The sequence below is a fragment of the Legionella quinlivanii genome, assembly GCF_900461555.1.
GTDB classification, from domain to species: Bacteria; Pseudomonadota; Gammaproteobacteria; order Legionellales; family Legionellaceae; genus Legionella_C; species Legionella_C quinlivanii.
Genome location: NZ_UGOX01000002.1, coordinates 38,321 through 56,552, shown reverse-complemented (window position 1 = coordinate 56,552; position 18,232 = coordinate 38,321). Strand labels below are relative to the sequence as shown.

Sequence of the window (18,232 nt, the reverse complement as noted above, 5' to 3'; positions counted from 1 at the left end):
ACTCAGTGGCAACCAAGTGTATATTCCTTATCTGAAAATGGTGGGAAAGATCTACCTGCTGTTGTGCGTTTTAGCCATAGGACTAGTGAAACTCTTAGTGCTTATGGGCTTTCATATGAATCGAAGCGCATTATTAGACATTATGAGCGAGGTCGTTCTTTATAATTTAATTCCTCTTTTTTTCCTTCTGTGTGGATTAGGGCGAGGTTTTATTTTATGGGTTGCCATTGAATCCGAATTAAAGTCAGCACCATTTATTCGTGCGCTAATGAAGCACTACCTGAAATGCTATCTGACGTTTTATGCCTTGTTACTCTTGATAGGTATTGCTCTATTTCGGTTGGATGATTTGGAAATGCTGCTTATGGGAGCGATTGTATTTAGCCTCGTTTTATCCCTCTTCATTTTTAATATGGAAGCCCAGCGTTTAGGACAAAGTGTTCTGATACAACAGATTGAACGTCTTTTTTCTCAAGCCAAAGCGGCCAAAAGATCGGATTAATGGCCATGAAGCAAAGTATCTTGCAATTTATCAGTGGGGGTCAGATTTTTGATTACAAAACCAAAATGATGATCCAGGTAAGTAATCGAATTTTTGGCTGGGCTATTTTTGGTTTTATGGTGCTGTTCTCACTCATCATGATATTTTATGCATGGACAGAGCTTAAGCTATTCGGGCTTAACCAAATCAGTCATATTCTGGTCAAAGCGCATTATGAGGATCAAGTGTTATGGACAAACCTGAACGGAAGCAAGGTAACCGCAGCGTTTTATCAAAACAGTCCAATAATTCAATCGGCAGTTCGCCTTGCCAAAGAAAGTCTTATTTCCAAGTCGAAAGTTTCTTTATTTTTTGGCGGAGCAGTGTATCTATTGATTACATTACTCTTTTCCCGGTTCTTTATTAAATTGGGGGAAAAGTACACCAAAGATCAATTTGTTTCAGGTACACGTCTTGCCGCTTCCCCAAAAGAAACCATCCAATCGGTCAGTGGGTCCAAACGGGGTGCATCAGAGATTAAGCTTTTAAATCGCATTCCCATGCCGATGTACTCTGAAAAACAAGGCATGTTATTTCACGGCACTACAGGGGCAGGGAAGACGCAAGCCATGATGATGCTTTTAGATCAGATTAGAGCATTGGGTGAACCGGCAATCATCTATGATAAAGAATGCACTATTAAGCCCTACTTTTTTGATGAGCGCATTGATATTGAGCTTAACCCTGTTTCAACCTTATGTGCGAATTGGAAAATGTGGAGAGAATGCGCCAATCCTTTGGAGTTTGGCTCATTCGCCTCCTATTTAATCCCTAAGTCAGTACAAGGCAGTGATCCCTTTTGGGTGGATTCGGCACGAACCATTTTTACTTCAATGGCATGGAAAATCAGGGATTATGCACAGAAAGATCCAGTGTTTCTGCTGCAATTACTGCTCACTACCTCTTTGGAGGAAATAAGGGGAATTCTCAAAGGCACTGAATCGGAAAACTTAGTCAGTAAAGAAATTGAAAAAACCGCTATTTCCATTAAATCAGTATTGGCAACCTACACCAAGGCACTGCGCTTTCTCGAAGGGCTTGATAAGTCCGGTAAGGAAGATTTTTCGATTAAAGAGTGGATCCAAAATACAACCGATCCCAAAAAATACAATAAAGGATGGCTATTTATTACCTCGCGTTCGAAATACCACAAAGAGATAAAGCCATTGATTTCCCTTTGGCTAGGACTTGCCATGCAGGGAGTTCAATCCCTAATGGCCAATAATAAAGGGCGCATTTGGCTTGTCATGGACGAGCTAGCGAGTCTTCATCGATTAGAAACCATTTCTGACACATTGGCTGATATTCGCAAGTTTGGTGGATGTGTTGCCATTGGCATTCAATCCATCGCGCAATTGGATTTTATCTATGGTACCCATGAGGCTGGTGCCATTGCCGATTTACTCAATACCTCGATTTATTTTAGAAGTCCAAAGTCGAAAGTAGCGGAATGGGTGTCCAAAGATTTAGGGTCACAGGTTATCAATGAGATGAAAGAAAGTCAGTCGTATGGGCCAGATTCAGTACGTGATGGGAATACAGTCGGTTCGCAACGTGCCAAACGAAATACGGTTGAAGAAGGCGATATTATGACGCTTGATGACATGGAGTGTTATATTCGCTTGGTAGGAAACCATCCCATCACGCGATTAAAAAATAAATACATAGACCGTCAAGTAATTTGCGTACCGCTTATTGAACGCGCAATTAACTTTGATGCCTTGGAAAAAGTAAATCATAGTGCCTTAATGATTCAAAATGATCCAAGTGCGGATGAAGCAGTTAAAAAAATTCATCAATTTGAACAACTGGCTCATGATGTTTCAGATAAAGATCTGATACTTCCTGAATCCCCCTTTGCGGAACCTAAAGCAATTTCCTCTTCAAGTCACCAGGATCCCAATGCCATTGAGTTACGGGAATCGTCCATTGTGATTAAAGATATTTTTTAAGCAAGAGGGGAGAAAAATAATGCTTACTTTAAAAAAAATTGGCGGTGCCAATGATGCACTTCATTATTATACCAATCAGGACAATTACTATTTAAGTGATAGAGATGCTTTAAACAGTATGTCCAGATGGCTCGGCAATGGTGCTAAACAGCTTAACTTATCCGGTGTTATCGAACCTGAACAATTTTTAAAATTGTTAAGTGGCGAATTACCCAGCGGCCAACTATTGGGGATCATAGAGAATGGAGAACGAAAACACCGTCCTGGGACTGATGTTACTTTATCAGCACCGAAATCAGTTTCTATTTTAGCACTGGTGGGAAAAGATGAACGATTATTGAAGGCGCATGAAGAGGCAGTGGGTATTGCGTTTGAACGTATTGAACAGTTAGCGGCAGAGGCGCGTATTACCTTTAACAAGGAAACAACCTTTGAAAAGACTAGAAACTTAGTCGCTGCATCGTTTATTCATACCACCTCAAGAGAATTAGATCCTGATTTGCATACGCACTTAGCTATCCTGAATATGACGGAGCGTTCGGATGGTCTATGGCGTGCCCTATCCTCAAGAGCGAAACAAGATAAAGACAACCTTGACCATGGGTTTCGTGAATTAATCTATAGTAATCAACACTATTTAGGCCTAGTGTATATGTCTTCTTTAGCCAAAAAAGTAAGAGAGCTTGGCTACTCAATTCATATCAAAGATCGGTATGGCAATTTTGAAATCGAAGGGATTAGTGAGGAAGCCATAAAGGTGACCTCCAAAAGACGCGAGCAGATCGTACAAGATATGAAAGAGCGGGGTACAACGAGTGCGAAGGCTGCAGAGAAGTCTAATTTATCCACGCGGAAAAAAAAGGTAGAAGTTGATAGTGAATCCTTACATCAGCTCTGGAAGGAAGAAATTGCAGGACTTGGTTTGAATTTGGAAGAGATTGTCCAGCAATCAAAATACAATAAAGGGAAGGGAGAGGTAAGGAAAACGCATACTCAACCCTTAAGCTCCAATCCTCAAAAAGCAGTGTCAGATGCGCTATTACATCTATCAGAATATTCCACCCAGATTCAGCATGGCACACTGGTTCGCCAGGCCATGAGCTTCTCGGCCGGATTAATAAGCCATGAAGAAATTGAACAGGAGATTGAATCGCTTCTTGCTAAAGAAGCGCTGAAGGGAAAACCATTAGAATATTATACAACGAAGGGATTACTTCGCCTGGAGAAGGAATTTATAAGCAGTGGAACCCAGGATTTAAAAACTGGATCCTCCCTTCATATCGCCGGGTACGGGCTCGCGTCTGACATTTTCAAAAGCCCTGATCGAATACAAATTATTGACGTCAATGGTTTCCATTCCGAAAAGGAATTGATACAGGATATGGTGAATCTAGCGTCAGAGCAGCAACTAAATCCTTATGTGCTTCATCCCGGCCGATTAAAAACGCTGCAACTACGCGAAGAAATTAAACACTCTCAGAATGGATTGATTTCCAGAATCAAAAATTTTTTCAAAGACGATATCGTCCATACGGTATCTGGCTTTCAATACCACTATGGAAAACGAATTAAATCCACTCCTTGGACTAAAAACAAACAAGATATGGTCATTGTTCATGATGCGCAAAAACTCTCATTGAAGGATTTATCCGCATTAAGTGAGTTAACGAAAGAAAATAAGAGCAAACTCATTTTACTTAATAACTCCGCTTCCACACTCGGATTTAGTGCAGGTAATCCTATTAAGCTATTGAAAGACAATGGCGTGCATTCTCATCAGTCATTCAGTAATCCTATTAAAGGCGAGCTCAAGCTGGCTGTTGAAAAACAACATTTCGAATCAATGATGTCGGCCTGGCTAAGGTTAACACCTGAGGAACAACAGAAACATACATTGGTTGCAATCAATAATAAGCAAAAGGAGGCCATTAATAGTCATATCAGAGAAGGCTTAATGAATAAGGGGCAATTATCCAGGCAAACGACCACCGTTTCTGTATTAAGCACTGTCAGCTTGACGCCACCACAAAGAGAGCGGGCTGATTGCTACCAGATAGGCGATAGGATTTCTTTTTATAAAGAGGGCAGGGCTGCAACACATTATATTGTTCGCGGGAAAAATAAAAACAGCTTGGTACTGGAAAACCTCTTAGGCAAACAAAGTGAATTTTCTCTTAATTCAAAGGAAGAGTATCGTATTTCTCGTGAAAAACGTTTGGATATTACAGTCGGTGAGCGCTTAATCAATGATCGCACGTTGTACGTGCAAAGACGAAAGGTTGAGCCAAAAAGTGCATTTACCGTTTCAAAGATTACCGAATCAGGTCTGTATGTTCAACAGGGTTCAGAATCCCTTTTTTTAAATCACCAAATGTTGTCGGATAATTATTTCTCTTACGATTACTGTAAAAACCCCCAAGAAATAGCGCCCAATACCCTGCAAGCATTTGTTTGCGCCGAGCCTTATCAACTGAACCGTAATTTAATGGGTGAGATAGGGGAAAATGCTAAAAACGTAACACTCTTTACTCGAGATGAGGTAAAGGCTCAGAAATTTTTACAGAAAGCACAACAGAAATGGACTGCTTTTGAAGTACAACAGAAAAAACCAGATTTAATTTACCGGGAAATTGCGTATGCCAATCCGGTCATTGAAAAAGAGCTTAAAGCATTAATAAATAACCTCGAACTCAAATCGCAGGACAAGGCGCACATTGCCCAAGCAGCCATCCATTATGCCATCGCTAAATGTGCGGAGCGAAATGCGGCCTTTAAGCACAGTGACCTAATGACCCATGCCCTAAAATACGCTTTAGGCGAAGCTGATTTTGAAGACATTGCGCCTATTTTAAAGCAACGAATGTCTAACGATTTGGTTTACTTAGAGACCTATTGGACAACCAAAGACGCCTTAGAGCTTGAAGACGCCATACTACATGCCAACTTTTCAGAGCAAAATCAAGTCACACCCATTGCGCCACATAAATCCCGACTGTTATCGCTGCCAGACTCTCTAACCCAAGGGCAAAAAGATGCCATTACATTGATTACCACGACTGCTGATCGATTTGTCTCGATTCAGGGATTGGCTGGTGTAGGGAAAACCACCATGATGCGCCATGTCAGGGAAATTGCAACGGAGAATGAATTTAAGGTTCTGGGATTAGCGCCTACCCATAAGGCTGTTGAGGAATTAAATGCAAATGGCATTCCCTCACAAACCATTGATAGTTTTTTACAAAATGAGACGCCCATTGATTCCCGATACGTATTAATCGTGGATGAAAGCTCCATGATAGATAATGAAAAATATCATGCGTTACAAAAGAAATGCATTGAGACCAATTCTCGGATGGCGTTTACAGGGGATATCACGCAGCTGCAATCACTCGCATCTGGGATCCCTCATGAATTAACCATTAAAAGCCAATCGCAAAAAACGGCTTATATGGAGGAGATTGTTCGGCAGAATCCCAATCCTGAATTAAAGAAAGCAGCAGAACTTTCCTCCAAACGAGAGGTCGGTCAAGCCTTGGACGTGATAAAAAATATCAATCCCGAAGCCTTTGTTGAGCGGCAAAGTCATTCAAATCAACCTACCTCATCAATTATAGAAATTGACTGCAATCACGATGGGAAAAAAAATTACAAGCCAATTTATAAGGCCATATCAGAGGACTTCCTAAGTAGAACGGGGGAATGCCAGAAAAATACCCTGATAGTGGTTCATGCGCATGAAGATAGAACGCCGATTGAAATGCTAATCCGTGATGGATTAAAAAAACAAGATCAGATAGTAGGTAACGACACGCAATGCGGACGATTATTTTCAAAGACCATTGACCAGGCCGATCAGGTGTTTGCCAAGTCTTTTGAACCTGGAGATGTCATTCGATTTGGAAAAAGCTACTCCGTGGCTAAGAAAGATGGGTATTTTACGGTACAAAAGGTAGATACTGAGAGAAATAAACTGATTTGTACAGATGAGGCAAATACCAGCTATTCCATAAATGCCTCAATTCTTCCTAAAACGATGCCCTCCTTTTATAAATACGACCAATATCCGCTTGCATCCGGAGACAGGATCCGCTTAAAGCGCAATGACACAGACAAAGGAATCATTGCCAATGAAGAATATGCCGTCACCCGTTTGCATGGACAAACTGCAATCCTTCACCATGGGGAAAAAGAAATAGTACTTGATTTAACCCAGAAGTCAGATCAGCACTGGGACTATGCCTATACTAACACCGCTTACTCCAGCCAGGGCGCTACGAGAAAGTTAGTGATTGCCTTGGAATTAGAAGATAGAATTGTGGTGACCACCCATCGTTCACATGAAATTGATTTAACACGCGCGAGTCATCAAACCACCATCTATACCGATCACTTAAACGGACTTATTGAGCGTCTTGAAGATCCACTAAAACAGAGGGATGCAGATAAAACATCCGCTGTACTAACAGCAGAACACTATCGCCTGAAATATTCAAAGCAACAATTGATACTCTCTAATGTCATCAATAAAAAGAATGAAGTCGCTCTAAAAAAGGATGTCGTCCTATTAAATACTGATGCGAGGCTTAAAAATGACGGCAAACTTAATCCTGTTATTCGTGCTGAAGAAGTTTACGAGGCATTAATAGAAGTGGCTGAGCCTCTAGTAAAAAGTTTGTTAGGTGAACCCAATCACCAATTATCGACTAAAAATTGTTATCGCTATGGGACGAAGGGAAGTCTGAAAATAGATACTAACACCGGTTTATGGCATAACTTTGAAACGGAGGAGTCAGGAAACCTCTTTCACCTCATCGAGCAGGAGCAAGGCTTATCTGGCTTTAAAGACGCATTGGACTATGCCGCGCGGTTTATAAATTATATGCCCGACTATGAGCGAAAAGCGCCAAAAGCAAAGGTTGAATCAAAGGATAAGCTAAAAAACGAAGGAAAGCGCAATCTTGCTCAATCTTTGTTTCAGAAATCACTTCCAATCAAAGGAAGCTTGGCCGAAAAATATCTACTGGTTCATCGGGGTTTAGATCAGTATAACCAGGCAGACCTTCGTTATTGCCCCTCAGTGTATACCCGTACGCAGAATGGCGATAAATACGTCCCAGCACTCTTAGCATTTAGTAAGGACGAGCAGGGGGGCATTCATCATGTTCAAGTCACAAAGCTAGACAAAAGCACCGGGGGAAAAGATAAATCTTGCGAGCCTGTAAAACAAACATTTGGTTCAATCACGAATCATGTGGTTAATTTAAATAATAATGGAAAAGGCGATACGGCTTATTTAACTGAAGGGGTAGAAACTGGGTTAAGCATTCTCCATGTGAATGAGAAAGCGCCGGTATATGCGGTGTTGGGTAAAGCCAATTTTGCCAATATTGATACTAAGAATTTGCCCGATAAGGTTATTCTTTGTGTTGATAATGATGGACAGGCTACCTATAAATATGCAAAAAATGAAAAGACCAACCCGATCATTAGAGCGGCAGAGCGATTGAATGACGCTGGATTTAAAGTATCCATTATCATACCCAAAAAAGAGAATACCGATTTAAATGATATTCTTGTTATAGAGGGTAGAGATGCGCTAAGAAAACAGCTTTCACAAGGAATAAGCTTGGATGAATTTAAACAGCAGTGTGAAGTAGAAAATATAGGAATTGATAAAAAAACAAGCCTGGTAACGGATAGATTTCAAGCGCTTATAAACCAGGATCAGCGTCTAAATCAAAAGGGTACGGGTGAGTTTTTAGAGTTAAATAAGCAATTAATAAACCGGATTAAAGAGCGCTCTTATAGCAAAGAGTTTATAGAAAATAATCGATCCAATGAATTACACAATTCACCATTGAACCGTGAAATGGAAAGGGAGCTTTAAGAGACTCCCTTCCTAAAGTTTGAAACCATGCGCTCAATAAGGGCTAACGCTGTATCGGCGTCAAAGGCGCCTATCTTTGATTTATTTTTGTCATACACAATATGCAGTAACTCGGTCAGAATTTCATTAGAACGAATACTGTTTTCAAGCAAAAGCTTTGTAGTGGAGTCCTCTTTGGATTGTTCAAGGGACTGAAGGTAGATGCGTGCGCCAAAGGATACCATTTCGGCGGCAGCCGTTGAAAAGGCGTTGCCCTTAATCTTAGATATTTTATTCAATGAATCAATGGTGTCTTCACCCAAATCAATTGTTATTTCCATAAGGACTCTCCCTGTTCGAGCGGAACTGTTTTCAAACCAATGCCATTCATTTTGAATCTAACTTCCTTATAGGAAATATTTTGGAACCCAGAAAAATTACCGTTTAAATAATCGACCGTATTCTGTTTAATCTGATTTAAAGAATCATCGTTAAATTTTGATGAAAGCAATAAGCTCTGAAAATGATTATGGTACATCAAGTGGGGAATAGAGGCATGAATTTGTTCGAGCATCCTTCTCATTTCCTGGAGTGGATTTTCTGTCCGCTTCATGGGGAAGATGTCATTATGCAAACAAAAATCCAATAGTATTTTGATGGCCTTTGAATAAGAGAGCGCATCAGAACCACGTTTCTGAAGGTCAAAATTTTTAGCAATGTTTTGTAGATAGTCTTTCTCATGCTCGGAGATGCGCAGTGAGATTACATCTTTCCCTTTCATAAAATTCCAATATTGAACATCTGTGCGTAAACAATTGTAAACCTGTCGTTTACAATTGTAAACTAGAAGATGAACCCTTGATTTGCCAAGGATTATTGTTTACTATTGTAAACAGTAGAGCAGTGATTGTTTCATGTAAAAGCAAGGCTATTGGATTTATATAACCTTTTACTCTAATACAATCAAATGGTTACGCAGAGATGAAAAAAGCAATTATCATTGCGTGGTGTGTGTAGATTCGGGAAATACAACTCGGCACAATGCTTATGGAAGGCTACTACAAGTATAGCTACACCGGATGAAACAAAATAAAAAATAGCGCATTCCTTTGCGCGTCTGTGAAGGGATATTTTTAGTTAAATTCAGTCGATTCGATAATAAACTATTTTTTCAAAAGGATCTTGAAGTGATTAACGCTATCAAAAAAATAATACAGTTAATGGTTCGCATTAAAGATTTTGTATTAGAGCCACCGAGAGGCTACCTTGAATACCAAAAAGCCATTGCATCGAAAGATAAGCACTTTAACTATATTGAGAATGAATATTTTAAACGTCATGTTCTGCCTTTTATGAGCAAACACCACGGAATAAGTCAGGAAGTTCATACGACTATTTCTACTCATCAATTGATCAATTCCAGCTTACTCGAAACCTTTAGAGTAAACCCTGTTAGCGGATTGCCTATGCTCGGGGCATATGATGCAGGGGGAAGCCCTTTCGGATTTAATAATAGTCACTCTTTTCATCAGCACTTGAGCTATTATTCTGGACTCACTAATACCCATGTAAGTAATCCATAATTCGTTTGATTATTGGAAGTAGTTATCCAATCAATTTTGATAATTATTGAAGAAAAAAAGAAAATAAAAGGTGGAAGTGAACTGAGGAAAGCCCACTCTAAGTAAGCTTTTCATTGCAGCAATATTAGTGTGGTTACATTAGCTTAACTCCCAATCCCCAAAATACCCATCATTCGTTTTAATTAAATCTTCAAAAACATGCATTTCTAAACCATCTCCCAATGCATCCCAACCCGTCAAATCCTTGGCTATCTGTAAGGCATTTTCATTAACAAAAAAAACTCTTGGCACTCCATAAGTCCATATTATCCCCTCAACGCCATCAAGTGTTACACTCTCAAACCCCCAATCATCCATTTCTTGTTCTGGATTATTGCGACCATGATATAATCTTATTTTCATAAAATGTCCTTAATTTGATGCTTGTTTTCGATCTTATGAGGTGAACAAAGGAGAACCTTTGCTCACCAATGAGAAACTATCTTTTTATTTCCATCATTTTTTCAGTAAGAGTCCACAAGGCACGATTTAATCTGACATTTTGATCAATGGCTTTTACTTCTCTGGTTTTTGTACGAGTGGTGTAACCGTATTTATTGAAACGATGGCCACGGATCCCGCCTTTAATTAAATTTTCTTGAAGGATATTGAACACGGTAAATAGATCATTATCTGTTTGATCCCTATAACGCCTTGGTTGCAATAAGCTCTGAGGATTAACGCTCATGCCTCTCTCTTTATCCGAGAATTTTAGTGAATGGGCTGCTTCGGCAAAAATCATTTTTTCCTCATCGTTCAGAAGAATTGAAGCCATATCATCCGATGCATCAAGCATGTTATTCGCCGTTTCTATCACCTTATAGGTGCCTTCAATGACATTTTCAATCACATTGCCCTGATGTTTAATTCTGATTTCGTCATACGATTGCCCTGCAATCAGTCCATTACCACAGACAACCCTGAAAAGACCAGCGATTAAGCGATAGGATGACAAACCGTCATGAGAATTAATGAGAACCAGTTCTGGGTAAAGTCCCTGATTATTTTGCATGACATCATGGCGTTGAAAACGAAGCATGTGCTTTGCAAATACTTTTGATTCTTGGTTCTGGCTTTTGGTCTGAGTTGCCCAAGTGGGGAAAAACCCTTCTGACATGAGTTTGTCAATGACTTGCTCGGTTGAGATGGGCGAATACTTAGTACTCGTTTGATGAGATTTTGCTTGTGTGAAGATGGATGGCGCTAAGTTGAATAATTTTTCTTTTGATAATACGGGTAACATGTTGTTCTCCTATGTTTTTACTATTGTTCTCAAGGAACAGATACAGTATCGCAAGAACACCAATGAATGTCAACATATATTATCAACTTAATTGACAAACAAATCTTATCAAATAAGTTGATAATGTTTTGGGGTTTGTTATACTGTTCTTGTCTTCATGACCAATAGTAAAAACATAGGAGAACACAATGACTATTCCAGAACATATTCAACAACAACTGCTCCATACCAACAAAGCGATCGTCTGGTCGTGGGGAGTATCTAAATGGTATGAGCTTTCAGATAACGCTCTCGCAATGAGAGTTCACGCGCGTTACTTAGATGGTTTTGTGTGTATAGAACTGGATGAAGCCCGAGACTTATACAATATTTCTTTTTATTTGAATAAAGATTTTCAAGACATGATCATATGGCCACAAATTCCCTATATGCCGATGAAGGGGGTTTATTGCGATCAACTCGTTGAATTCATAGATAATAGAATTGAAAAAATACCGAATTATAAATACTGATATCATCCCCCTTTAAGGGGATGTATTAACAGGAGGCCGCCTCATGAAAAAATTATCGTTTGCCGTGAAGGCAAACATGAACAAACCGCCTAGAGTTCATGTGCAATCAGCTGATAAAAAGACAACCTATGGTTCATTTCAAGCAAATCACTGCAATGAATTTGACAGCTGGGATAAATTAAGCCAGGAGGAAGCCATTGAGTTAAAACATTACATGAATAATCTGGAGGCGATTGAGCATTACTTCTCTACAAAGGCACTGTCTGAACAAAAAGATTTTAGAATCAGGTTGCCGGGCAGCTTTATTGACGCTATTGACGAGTTGGGTAAGCTTTGCCTTGAAGAACATATTAACTTGAATGTTTATGATGCTATGATCAGTGCAGCTATTGGGCAACTTAAAATAAATACAGCAAGCCTCCCTGATGACAAAAAGCAGCATGCACTGGCCATTCTTAATCAGCTGGGGCTGTCCGAGAATGTAAAGGCAGACGTGTCATTTAAAATTCAAGCCGTATTTGCTGAGCTACTATCCATACACAATAAATCAGAAAAACTGCACCAAAAAGCCAGGGCTCTTTTTAACAAAGATAAAAGTATTGCTCCCAAAACTATTGAAGAAATCGCAAAAGGTGAATTATCCACCTCTAAATGGTTGGTGGCTTGTGCAATTGAGATTTTACTAGAAGAAAAGCCAGATGTGGTGCAAAAAATATTATCTGATAGCGATATCTTGTTTTTATGGGCAACGCCATTATTAAAAAATCACAGACCCCTTAATGAGCTGCGCGTATATCTTGCCTCTTTGAATAACGCTGAAACGTTGATTCAGAAACTAAATACCATGACTCATTTTAGTTAAAAGGCTTTCCATAATATCACATTTATGCTATAAAATATTATGATAATAAAATTTTACCAAAAACAATCGGGCAAGAATCCCGTGGCGGAATTTATAAATGATTTGCCGTCTGACGAAATCGCACGACTTGCCGGCTGTTTAAAAAGTGTTGAAGAGCTGGGCTTTGATAGTCCAAGAGTGCAATTCAGGCAGATAAAAGGCTCGCTTTGGGAAATTAAAATTAAAACATCCCGCAGTGGTTACCGTTTTTTTTACGTGTGTATTCAAAAAGAAATCATTGTTCTTTTGCATGCTTACAAAAAACAATCGCAGAAAGCACCCAAGCAAGACATTGAACTGGCTGAAAAACGAATGATGGAGGTATACGATAATGAAAGCACTTACCTTAAATGAATTTATTGACGACAAAATTAAACAGGATGAAGAATTTGCCAAACACTATGAGCGTGAGCAAATTATTAATAATATAGCTGCAATGATTGTAAATGCCCGTAAAAAACGCCATATGACCCAATCCGAATTGGCTAATAAAATTGGAACTAAACAATCGGTCATTTCTCGTCTGGAAAGCGGCAATAGTTCATTTATTCCCTCTTTGGAAACCTTGGTTAAGATTGCGGATGCACTCAACATGCATTTAAAACTACAATTACAGGTTTAATTTTCACAGGGCGGGTTTTTAAATTTTTCAGGAGTTATAAGTTGGAGCACTTGGCTTATGCATTCTGGAATTAAATCAAAGGTATTAATGGAAAGAATATCGGTTAAGAAATGGGAAATTCAAATAGAACAAAAATTATTCTATTCTTTAAGGGCAATGCTTGATGGTGTTGAGGCTGGTGAGATAACTATGGGTTATGTGGACAAATGGCTTGCGCACAGAGGATACCGATTAAATTGGGAAAATTATGATTTAGAAAAAGTATTAACACACTAGTCAGTACAAAGGGAATGTGTCTATCTAATATAATTTTTTTGAGGTTAGTTATGTCAGATAATGTTGTATGGATTTTTAAAAATGTAAACAAGAGCCTTGTAGAACAACAAAATGAAATGTTCAAAAATGAGAAGCAGGTGCAAAAAAAACCAGTGGAATGGCTTTAAAACTTCTTTCAGTAGTGAAAAGCATGGATTACATATTCTTGATTAAATAATGAAGAAATTAGTCTCTGGCCTTTAAAAATATAAGAGATAATATGAATTGTAGAATAAAATATTTTTTAAGTATCTTCTTGCTAATGCTACCATTGTATTGTGGTGTAATTATGCTCATAGGCAGCATATATCCCGCTTTTCAAGATATGAATTCATTTTCATATGTCTATAAAACATTGGTTAATTATTTTCAATTAAAGGATGGCAATAGCCTTGTTTGTTTTGTCGGATATTGTATTGCTGCTATTTCTTATTTTACCATTTTGTTTATTCAAGAGACTTAGCACCGATAGTAGCATTCTTGCAGGATGGCGGACTTCTAAATTAGCCTGAATTTTTCTTAGGTCTGGTTAATTGTTAAATATAAGCATTGGAAAAGGAATAACGATGGATGATACAAAACAAAAATTTCTAATTGTTGATGAGCATTGGCAAATGTTTGAAAATATATCATCAAAATGAAAGCTATAAAAACCTGAGCTAATTCAAATGAATTGGGTGAAACGATTAAAAATGCTTTTTTTAATATCGTGGAAATCCAAAAAACTATTGACGACGATAAATAGATAGCTTTTATAAGCTGGAAGAAGGGTGGGGCCTAAAATTACCCTGGGCTGTATATTCTCTGTTAAGTCTGATTACTGTGATAATCAGGCTTAGTGTAATTTCCAGTTAGGCGGATTTTAATGATGGTTGGCAAAAGGATATTATTGCTATTGCACGCTTGTGGCACACTCGGCAGATGAAGAAGACAACGTTTTAAAAGGAGAGCAAGCACCAGCCCATTACCATTCCCTAACCATTTTAAAAAATGCCACAATTCTAATCCTAGACGAAGGCTAGCTCAAATATTTCAATTGCTACGTCAGCTATGAGTGATATGATTAATATAGATTATTCGGATTTGTAATCTAAAAATTCTTAATAAACAGGGAGATGTTTATGAATGATGGGCAGCAGGATGACAATGTAAATGAAAAGCAACTAATTTACCCAGAATCACTAGCACCAAGTAAAGAGTTGCTTGAGCGTAGCGAAAAACAACAATATATTGCATATGGTTATGACCGGGATGCTGATTTGTATTATTTTACCCCGTATGAAGGCAAGCAATCTCTTTCAGAGTTAGGGCGTAAGATTTTTTTTGTACATCGGAGGCATTTTTGTTTAGATGCTAGAGAGCTTTTTCAAATGACATTAGAAATGACAAATGGAGAGGATGCTTATGTATTTCATGAGGGTACCAAACAGCTATATTATTCGAGCAATCAGTGTCTTGAAGAAGTTCCTATAGTCAATCAGTCAAAATTAACGAGAGAGTTACAAAAAATTTGTGGTAGAGATCAATTTTACTATACTTTCTTAACTTTTGAGCAAATTAATCAAGTTATAACTAGTAATGGTGGACATAATCCGGATGCGTTTAATAGCGTTTCTAATGGTAAAGACAAAATGAAAAGAGCTTCCTTGCTGTTAAATGATTTATTTCCTCCAGCAGTAGAACCAACCAGTTCTCTTGAAGAGGAAATTAATCTAGAGAAACTATTTTTTGAGTGTACTTAAAGTAGCTCGGCCATCCTGGATGGTATTAAGTTTTTCGCTTTCAACCATTTTCCTTTAAGAAAGGTCAACTTGAACAAGCGTCTCAAGGCGGCGATATTAGTTGTAGTAACAAGGCGTTATAGTTCAAACTTTGATCTGATAGTTGTCGGTTTTTCAGAAGTGTCTGTCAGGTCAAATTCAGTTTGTAAATTTTTCCATAAATAAATTGGGTCTAATTATACGGTTAATCAGACGTAGCAAGAGTTTATCAGGGGCGATTCAACAATCACGTCAGTGTTTGAATTTATGCAACTTAGTATTATTTTGGTTGTTAGGGCGTTCGTTTGAGTTTATGTATTATTTTTTTCTTTTCTTAATAAATGGCAACTAACTGCATAGAAATAATAAGGAATTAAAGAAGCCATGAAAAAAGGAAACACTATTTTAGATGCAAATTTATAATCAAGCATAAACAAAACCAGGAATAGTACTCCCAACACTCCAGTGGAAAAAATAACCCTATTAAGAAGTTTTTTCACAAAATTGATCCTGTCCTGATAGATCCACACCTCTTGTTCAATATTTGAGAGTAGATAATATGTTAATATTCTTTTTTTTAGCTGTTCAATCATTTTATTTCCTGTTCCATTTTTACTATACAGTTTTTCTGTGAAATTTGCTCAATATACCAAAATGAGCCGGCTTCCTCATATCACCAAATAAATCTAGTTTACGATCAATCAGAAGTGCTGGGCTTGTTAATTGAGCATGACTTTCTTCATGTCAATCTGGTGCTATATGCATTGGGATCCCTTAATTCCTATAATGTTTTTGCCATAGTGTAATAGGTTCTGAGGCTGTAAGAAGGAACTAGCCAGTTTAATCTATTGATTTTCAAGATGTACTCGGGCTTGCTCTCTAGGTTCATTGTCTTTATTCTTTTGTTGCAATCGATGAGTTTTTATTGCTAGGAAGTACTCTCTAATTAACTCATTTGCGAGACATATGTCTTGATATGCACAGTTAAAATTTTCAAGAATGTTTTTTACCTCTCTACTATCCATGCTTCCAGCATTGTTTAAGTGTTCAGTCAAACACTCTAATCCATTTTTTAAGTGGTACTCAACGCTGAATGTGTTATCAGATATTAAATGCTCTCTATCCTGGTCACTGCTGACTTGGTTCATCAAAACAACAGACTGAATATAATTGAAGTCTCTTTGAGATAAGGTTCTAAACTTTGCTGACTCTCTGGATACCAACCAAGATTTAATTGTATTCACACTAATATTGGTTAACTTCCCTAATTTTGACGGAGTAAGTTGTTGAGAATCAATTAATAGTTTCAATTTATCATTCCAAAGCATTTAATGTACCCTCTTAATAAAGAGGGTACATTGTGCCCTGTTGCTTTGAGAATGTAAATTACGTATAGAAGAAATTAACCTTGATCTAACAACTTTTGACTTGTTTCTTTTTCCCTGGCGCGCTCAATAGCATCATGTAATCTTTTTTGAAATATTTCTTTTGGGGGTAGTTCTGTAATAAATTGAGAAACTCTAATACCACTCTTCTCTAATTGTAATAATTCAACACGCTCATCAGATTTTTCGGAGCAAAGCACAATTCCAATAGGAGGATTTTCTCCTGGCTGCATTTCATGCTTTTCAAGCCACCGTAAATATAATTCAATTTGTCCCTTATCTGCAGCTTTAAATTTACCTTTTTTTAATTCAATTGCTATCATACATCGCAATTTTCTGTGAAACATCAATAAATCTATTTTGAAAAAATCTCCATCGATTTCAATGACTTTCTGGCGTTCTTGAAAGGTAAATCCTTTTCCCATGCTTAATAAGAATTCTTCTATATCACTTAAGATAGCATCTTCTAGTGTTTTCTCGTCTTTTAATACTTCCGCATTCAAATAAGAGATAAAAAATTGGATAAAGAATTATCCCACATAAATGAAGATCAATTATATTCTGATGTGAGCCAATTGATTCAGATCACCCGGCAAAAAACGTTACATGAAGTGAATAGGGCAGGGGTCTTACTGTATTGGCATATAGGCCGCCGGATAAATCGCGATATATTAAAATGCAGTAGAGCGGAGTAATGAAATCCTACCTTCTCCCAAAGGTAATTAGGCTATTTAATTTTGACAAGTACCCCAGGTAAGGGTACAATTACTCATACAAACAATGAAATCTGAATGTGAACATCTACACAGTAGTTTTAACTAAAAACGCGAAGCGAGATTTACAAAAGGTCCCGCCCTACATTGCAGTAAAATTAGCTGGTTGGATAGAATCTGTGGCACATGATGGATTATTAGAAGTAAGAAAAGTCCCAGGATTTCATGATGAACCATTAAAAGGTAATAGGGTCGGACAACGTTCTATCAGGTTGAGTAAATCCTATAGAGCTATTTATAAGATTGGAAAAAATGGTGAGATGGAAATAGTTGAGGTCTTGGAGGTAAATAAGCATGATTACTGAGAAATCAAAAGATTCATTAAGTTTCATTGAGTCAATAACAGGCAAAAAACTAACGCTAGGCTCCTTTCTTTTAGCTATACGACAGGGAGAAGATGAGTCACAGGTGGCGTTTGCGAAAATTCTAGGTATATCCCGTCAAAATTTATGCGATATTGAACACGGTCGTAAATTTATTAGTCCAAAAATGGCCGCAGAGTATGCTGATAAATTAGGTTATTCAAAAAAGCAATTTGTACGTCTTTGCTTGCAGGATTTACTGGATCGGGATGGTTTATCATTGGTTGTTGAGGTAGATAATATAGCTCAAAATTAACTCCATTTAGATTATCTATTGAAGAGGAACGGTTATGAGACGTTCTAAGTTAAAACACCAGCAGGACAATATTGCATAATATTCTGAATGAGGCTGTAAACCACGTGACATACGGTCACAAA

Annotated in this window: 18 protein-coding genes; 12 read left to right on the top strand and 6 right to left on the bottom strand. The window is 37.9% G+C overall.

The window, feature by feature from the left end; translation table 11 throughout:
• The first annotated feature begins 115 nt into the window (after positions 1-115).
• From DYH61_RS15255 to traI, 3 genes are read left to right on the top strand one after another with little or no spacing between them, the layout of a single operon-like run.
• On the top strand, positions 116-502 hold the full coding sequence (locus DYH61_RS15255) for a hypothetical protein (protein WP_133129142.1): 387 nt from the start codon (positions 116-118) through the stop codon (positions 500-502).
• 5 nt (positions 503-507) lie between these two features.
• Positions 508-2,493, top strand: coding sequence for a type IV conjugative transfer system coupling protein TraD (traD, locus tag DYH61_RS15250; RefSeq protein WP_058508527.1), 1,986 nt, complete (start codon positions 508-510; stop codon positions 2,491-2,493).
• 19 nt (positions 2,494-2,512) lie between these two features.
• The gene (gene traI, locus DYH61_RS15245; protein WP_058508502.1) at positions 2,513-8,380 is read left to right on the top strand and encodes a conjugative transfer relaxase/helicase TraI; all 5,868 of its coding nucleotides are present in this window, start codon (positions 2,513-2,515) and stop codon (positions 8,378-8,380) included.
• Here traI and DYH61_RS15240 read toward each other — a convergent pair.
• Both DYH61_RS15240 and DYH61_RS15235 read right to left on the bottom strand, forming a co-directional pair.
• Positions 8,377-8,700 carry a hypothetical protein gene (locus DYH61_RS15240; RefSeq protein WP_058508503.1) on the bottom strand — a complete coding sequence of 108 codons (324 nt, stop codon included), beginning with the start codon at positions 8,698-8,700 and terminating at the stop codon, positions 8,377-8,379. The genes traI and DYH61_RS15240 overlap by 4 nt on opposite strands.
• Positions 8,691-9,140 (bottom strand): hypothetical protein, encoded by a 450-nt coding sequence (locus DYH61_RS15235; RefSeq protein WP_058508504.1) that lies wholly within the window; start codon positions 9,138-9,140, stop codon positions 8,691-8,693. Before DYH61_RS15235 ends, DYH61_RS15240 begins: the two co-directional genes overlap by 10 nt.
• Before the next feature lie 406 nt (positions 9,141-9,546).
• Between DYH61_RS15235 and DYH61_RS15230 the strand changes: the two genes are divergently transcribed.
• On the top strand, positions 9,547-9,942 hold the full coding sequence (locus DYH61_RS15230) for a hypothetical protein (protein ID WP_233011642.1): 396 nt from the start codon (positions 9,547-9,549) through the stop codon (positions 9,940-9,942).
• 138 nt (positions 9,943-10,080) lie between these two features.
• On the opposite strand, the gene DYH61_RS15225 is transcribed toward DYH61_RS15230, so the two are convergent.
• A complete protein-coding gene (locus DYH61_RS15225; protein ID WP_058508505.1) occupies positions 10,081-10,344 on the bottom strand; it encodes a hypothetical protein in 264 nt (87 codons plus the stop codon).
• 76 nt (positions 10,345-10,420) lie between these two features.
• Complete coding sequence (locus DYH61_RS15220) at positions 10,421-11,224, bottom strand: DUF932 domain-containing protein (protein WP_058508506.1); 804 nt, start codon at positions 11,222-11,224, stop codon at positions 10,421-10,423.
• A gap of 188 nt (positions 11,225-11,412) precedes the next feature.
• Here DYH61_RS15220 and DYH61_RS15215 point away from each other — a divergent pair, with 188 nt between their 5' ends.
• The 6 genes from DYH61_RS15215 (at position 11,413) to DYH61_RS15190 (ending at position 15,316) form a co-directional block, all read left to right on the top strand.
• Positions 11,413-11,736: a hypothetical protein gene (locus tag DYH61_RS15215; protein WP_058508507.1), complete on the top strand. Its 324-nt coding sequence runs from the start codon at positions 11,413-11,415 to the stop codon at positions 11,734-11,736.
• A 43-nt stretch (positions 11,737-11,779) separates the two neighbouring features.
• Positions 11,780-12,598: a hypothetical protein gene (locus DYH61_RS15210; protein WP_058508508.1), complete on the top strand. Its 819-nt coding sequence runs from the start codon at positions 11,780-11,782 to the stop codon at positions 12,596-12,598.
• Positions 12,599-12,637: 39 nt separating this feature from the next.
• The gene (locus DYH61_RS15205; protein ID WP_058508509.1) at positions 12,638-12,991 is read left to right on the top strand and encodes a type II toxin-antitoxin system RelE/ParE family toxin; all 354 of its coding nucleotides are present in this window, start codon (positions 12,638-12,640) and stop codon (positions 12,989-12,991) included.
• Positions 12,969-13,259 (top strand): helix-turn-helix domain-containing protein, encoded by a 291-nt coding sequence (locus DYH61_RS15200; protein WP_058508510.1) that lies wholly within the window; start codon positions 12,969-12,971, stop codon positions 13,257-13,259. The genes DYH61_RS15205 and DYH61_RS15200 overlap by 23 nt, the downstream gene beginning before the upstream one ends.
• A gap of 57 nt (positions 13,260-13,316) precedes the next feature.
• Complete coding sequence (locus DYH61_RS15195; protein ID WP_058508511.1) at positions 13,317-13,535, top strand: hypothetical protein; 219 nt, start codon at positions 13,317-13,319, stop codon at positions 13,533-13,535.
• A 1,160-nt stretch (positions 13,536-14,695) separates the two neighbouring features.
• The gene (locus tag DYH61_RS15190) at positions 14,696-15,316 is read left to right on the top strand and encodes a hypothetical protein (protein WP_058508512.1); all 621 of its coding nucleotides are present in this window, start codon (positions 14,696-14,698) and stop codon (positions 15,314-15,316) included.
• 863 nt (positions 15,317-16,179) lie between these two features.
• On the opposite strand, the gene DYH61_RS15180 is transcribed toward DYH61_RS15190, so the two are convergent.
• Together DYH61_RS15180 and DYH61_RS15175 are read right to left on the bottom strand one after the other, a co-directional pair.
• The gene (locus tag DYH61_RS15180) at positions 16,180-16,662 is read right to left on the bottom strand and encodes a hypothetical protein (RefSeq protein ID WP_058508514.1); all 483 of its coding nucleotides are present in this window, start codon (positions 16,660-16,662) and stop codon (positions 16,180-16,182) included.
• Between the two features lie 74 nt (positions 16,663-16,736).
• Entirely contained in the window at positions 16,737-17,222 is a 486-nt protein-coding gene (locus tag DYH61_RS15175; protein WP_058508515.1) for a PDDEXK nuclease domain-containing protein, read from the bottom strand.
• 290 nt (positions 17,223-17,512) lie between these two features.
• Here DYH61_RS15175 and DYH61_RS15170 point away from each other — a divergent pair, with 290 nt between their 5' ends.
• Both DYH61_RS15170 and DYH61_RS15165 read left to right on the top strand, forming a co-directional pair.
• Positions 17,513-17,797, top strand: coding sequence for a type II toxin-antitoxin system RelE family toxin (locus DYH61_RS15170; protein ID WP_058508516.1), 285 nt, complete (start codon positions 17,513-17,515; stop codon positions 17,795-17,797).
• Entirely contained in the window at positions 17,787-18,110 is a 324-nt protein-coding gene (locus tag DYH61_RS15165; protein WP_058508517.1) for a helix-turn-helix transcriptional regulator, read from the top strand. The genes DYH61_RS15170 and DYH61_RS15165 overlap by 11 nt, the downstream gene beginning before the upstream one ends.
• Positions 18,111-18,232 lie beyond the last annotated feature (122 nt).